The organism is Protofrankia sp. Cj3 (genome assembly GCF_917627355.1).
Taxonomy (GTDB): Bacteria; Actinomycetota; Actinomycetes; order Frankiales; family Frankiaceae; genus Protofrankia.
Genome location: NZ_CAKJTR010000283.1, coordinates 1 through 4,073, shown reverse-complemented (window position 1 = coordinate 4,073; position 4,073 = coordinate 1). Strand labels below are relative to the sequence as shown.

Sequence of the window (4,073 nt, the reverse complement as noted above, 5' to 3'; positions counted from 1 at the left end):
TGGGAGTAGATTCGCATGCGATTCGCATCGGGATATGCTGGCAGACATGGCCAGAACGACATCGACTCCGCTGTACCTCGGTGACGATCTCCGCGCCCGCGCCGAAGACGCCGCCCGCACCGCGGGGACATCGCTGTCTGCGTGGGTACGCGAAGCGATCATGGAGCGACTCGACCGGCAAGCCGTCATCGCGGACGGTCTGGCAGCCGCCCGCGAATGGGAGGCCGAACACGGCCCTCTCCCACAGAACATCCTCGACGAGGCCCAACGTGAGCTGGAAGACGCCGGCATACTCCCTCGCCGAACCGCGTGAACCTGCTCTATGACGCCGGCGCCCTCGTCGCTGGCGAACGTGACGACGAACGCATGTGGGCCCGCCACATCAAGGCACTGGCCGGCGGCATCACCCCCGTGGTCCCGGCGCCGGTCATCTGGCAGGTCTGGCGGGACGGGGCACGACAGGCACGCCTCGCGCGACTGCTCCGTGGTTGTCTGGTCGAATCGGTCGACCAGACGGCAGCGCGCGCTGTCGGGGAACTGTTAGGTCGTTCCCGTACCAGTGACGGGGTCGACGCGATCGTCGCTCTGTCAGCTGCCCGCCACGGTGGGGTGGTGTACACATCCGACCCAGGGGATCTTCAACATCTGGCCGGGCACCTCCCGAACGCCCGACCATTCACAATCGTCAAGGTTTAGCGGCCAACAACCCCGTACCGTCGCCACGGTCATGGCCGTCCATATCGATCGTCTCGTCCATGATCTGTCCTTCCCGCCAAGCCACGCCTGGCGCGATCAGGCAGACCACTTACACCTCAGGTCGGACAGCCCCCTATCGAGGGGCGGCCCTGTCTCGTTGTTCCGGCTTTCAATGCCGATTCCGGAGCCGTCCAGTCGACAGCGCAGATCCGTCGTCAACCGGCGGAGCCACAACAGCCGCAGCACCGCCCTGCGCGGCGCGCGCGACGCCGGCGGGCAGGTGCTCTACCTGCTGCCGCCGCGACCCACACCACCGGTGTCGTGCTCGCCGAACACGCGATCGGCCCGAAGAGCAACGAGGTCCCCGCCTTCGCCCCGCTGCTGCGCGAGTTGCACGGCTACTGTCCCCTGACCGGCCATGTGGTCGCCGAGCTCGGCGCGCACTTCGTGTTCACCGTCAAGAACAACACCCCCGCCCTCGCGGTCGACTGCCAGCAGGCCGCCGACTGGACCAGGATCCCGGTCGGCCACACCCGCCGAGGGCCACGGCCACGGCCGGTTCGAGTCACACTCGATCCATTACATCGCGGCCAGCAACGCGATCCGCGCCCGCCATCCCCATGCCCGCGCCGTCGCCAGGATCCGCCGCCGCGTCACCCGCACCGTGACCAGAGGCAAGGGCCGCCGCCGGGTCACGGAGAAGACCACGGCCACCATCACCGCCTTCGTGATCACCAGCCTGACGCTCGACGAGATCACCGCCGCCGAACTCGCCAGCTACGTCCAGGGACGCTGGACCATAGAAAACCGAGTCCGCTGGGTCCGCGATGTCACGTTCCATGGTGATGCGTCCCAGGTCCGAACCGGCCCCCCGCCCCGCGCTACTGTCACACTCCGTAACATCACGATAGGGCTGATCTGCCTCGCCGGCCACACCCGGATTGGCCCCACCCTCCGCAGGATCCGGCACGACACCGCCCTGCTCATCGCCATCCTCGGCCTCGAAAACCCGACCTGACCAGCATCAACGACTTTGCGGTACGCCCTGGCAAACACGCAGGTCACCGCTCGAACCGGGGTTCTGGAACCCCACAGCCGGATACGAGGGAGAAGCAAGCAGGTTAAAAAATCAAACCGAGAGCCTGCTAATGATCTTAAATTTGTTTACGCTTAGTCAAAGTTGATCTCTTTCGCAAAAGATCGAAGAAAGAGAAGATGGATTCAATGGTTGTAGCGACACTCCGATAGGATTATTATCAGTAGCATCGAGAGAACGGATGGTGGATGGGTCAGCGCGAGGCGTTGGCATTCGAGGAGCGGGAGACCATCTCGCGGGAGTTGAGCCAGAGTCGCTCGGCGCGGTTCATCGGGAAGTTCCAACTTATGAAGCGGTAGCTTGTACGGCAACACCGGTCACTGACATCGTCAAAAACTCCGGTGGAGGGGCATGGAGATGAGTACAGATCATTTGCAGGGAGATCGCCATCGACAAGAAGGATGTTCTGTCCGTATTTGAGGCTACTGTTAGATCTTTATCCAAGAACTGATCATGGAATTAGGTGTCGAGGTGACAACTATAACGCCAGTCGAGATTCGATCTTCATGATCCTCTAGTTGGCCAGGTCGGCCAAAGCCGTGAAGATCGGGCCAAGTTGACATATCGTAACGGGTACCTGCTCCACGGCGCAACGACGAAAGCGCACCTGACCAGTAGTTTCGGCGTTAAGAGCGCCCGGCAATAGGGGCGTGGATCAAGGAGCGGGGCTGGGTGCGTGCATCGCAAGGCGGCGGAGAGAGTCACGCTGGTATTGGGTGGCGACCGACGACAACGCGGCGAGGTGCGTACCCAGCCCCGCTCCTTGATCCACGCCCCTATTGCCGGGCGCTCTACTAAAGGGAATCTAGGCTACTGGACTTTAGCACGTGCCCTGACCTGCGATATTGCGATTGCCTTCGGTCCAGTAACCCCATTTCGGATTAGTAAGCCCTGGTCTCATTACTAGGCATAGCGGGCGGCGGTGGTCGGCCGGCTGACCGCAGGGCCCTGCGTGAGCCTGCGCTGGAATCGGAGCCGGTAGCGAACATGCCTCGTCGGGCTGGGGCGAAGCCCCGTTAGCTGCGAGGGGTGCGCCGACCCGCGCTTTGCCCTCTTTATTTCATATTGATCCTCTTTTGGAGGTGGTGACATATCTGCTATATTCGGCTTCTCAGCCGGAAAATATCTCCCTCCAAAAGAACTGCACTCCATGGAGATAAGGGCAATCAAGATCGCGTCGATGACAGATTCCGCCGTTTTGCTAAATAGCCGACTGAAACTGATGCGAAGAGGGTTATTCAGAACTCCCCAACAAAGATCGATTGCAGTGTCCTGACCTGGGACGATACATGATATAGATCGCTTGTACTGGCAGTTCTGAATAAGCCCCGAAGGGGAAACGATATGCGCACAGTTCTTGTCGCAGGCGTCGGGTTGATCGGTACCTCGGTGGCCTTGGCCCTTCGTTCCCAGGGCATCGAGGTCTATCTGTCTGATCCTGACCCGAAGACACTCCGTACCGCAGTATCCCTTGGCGCGGGTCGGACAGATCCACCGAGTGAACAGGTGGACCTTGCCGTACTAGCGGTACCCCCTGAACAGGTGGCTGGGCTTCTCGCGCAGTTACAGAAGCAAGAAACGGCCATAGCATACAGCGACGTCGCGAGTGTCAAACTACAACTGCAGAATGCTGTCTTGCTCCTAGGCTGCGACCTGTCAAGCTACGTGGGCGGTCATCCTCTGGCAGGACGTGAGCGGTCAGGTCCTCTGGCTGCTCGGGCAGATTTGTTCCGTGGACGGCCCTGGGTGCTCACGCCCACCAACGATACTCAGCCTGTGGTACTTGACCAGGTATTGGAACTGGTGGCGCTGTGCGGTGCCATCCCCACCGTTGCCGACGCCGCTGTTCATGATCGTGCGGTTGCATTGATCTCCCATATGCCCCACATGATGTCCTCGTTGGTCGCGAGCCGGCTGGCCGAAGCAGATCCTTTCTCACTTCGCCTCGCTGGCACGGGGGCACAAGACATGACGAGGATCGCAGCCGGAGACGTCGACCTGTGGACGGAGATCTTAACTGCTAACGCCGCTGCCATCGCCGAGGTAATGGAGCAAGTGAACATAGAGTTAAGTATCGCCATCAAGGCGATGCGGGCACTTGCCGGAGGAGGTCAGAACAAACGTGCTTACGGATTTCGGGAACTGCGCCGACTGCTGCAGCGTGGTGTACGTGGGCAGGCGCAGATTTCACGTCAGACAGCGGCACATTACTGAGAAAGAAGTAGCGACGGGCGGTATCAGGTGGTAGAGGCGACATCCGACGCCCGCCTCGCGCTGGGAC

5 protein-coding genes are annotated in these 4,073 nt (G+C 61.1%); 4 read left to right on the top strand and 1 reads right to left on the bottom strand.

Annotated elements, in window-relative coordinates; genetic code table 11:
- Together MJ783_RS22340 and MJ783_RS22335 are read left to right on the top strand one after the other, a co-directional pair.
- Positions 1–313, top strand: a 313-nt coding sequence (locus MJ783_RS22340) for a CopG family transcriptional regulator (RefSeq protein ID WP_239313641.1), incomplete at its 5' end; no start/stop codon positions are given.
- Positions 310–696 carry a type II toxin-antitoxin system VapC family toxin gene (locus MJ783_RS22335; protein ID WP_239313638.1) on the top strand — a complete coding sequence of 129 codons (387 nt, stop codon included), beginning with the start codon at positions 310–312 and terminating at the stop codon, positions 694–696. The genes MJ783_RS22340 and MJ783_RS22335, both read left to right, overlap by 4 nt.
- Positions 697–981: 285 nt before the next feature.
- On the opposite strand, the gene MJ783_RS22330 is transcribed toward MJ783_RS22335, so the two are convergent.
- Positions 982–1,227, bottom strand: a complete 246-nt coding sequence (locus MJ783_RS22330; RefSeq protein WP_239313644.1) for a hypothetical protein — start codon at positions 1,225–1,227, stop codon at positions 982–984.
- On the opposite strand from MJ783_RS22330, the gene MJ783_RS22325 reads away from it, so the two are divergent.
- A complete protein-coding gene (locus tag MJ783_RS22325) occupies positions 1,115–1,714 on the top strand; it encodes a transposase (protein ID WP_239313635.1) in 600 nt (199 codons plus the stop codon). The genes MJ783_RS22330 and MJ783_RS22325 overlap by 113 nt on opposite strands.
- A 1,422-nt stretch (positions 1,715–3,136) precedes the next feature.
- Entirely contained in the window at positions 3,137–4,006 is an 870-nt protein-coding gene (locus tag MJ783_RS22320; protein ID WP_239313632.1) for a prephenate dehydrogenase, read from the top strand.
- Positions 4,007–4,073 lie beyond the last annotated feature (67 nt).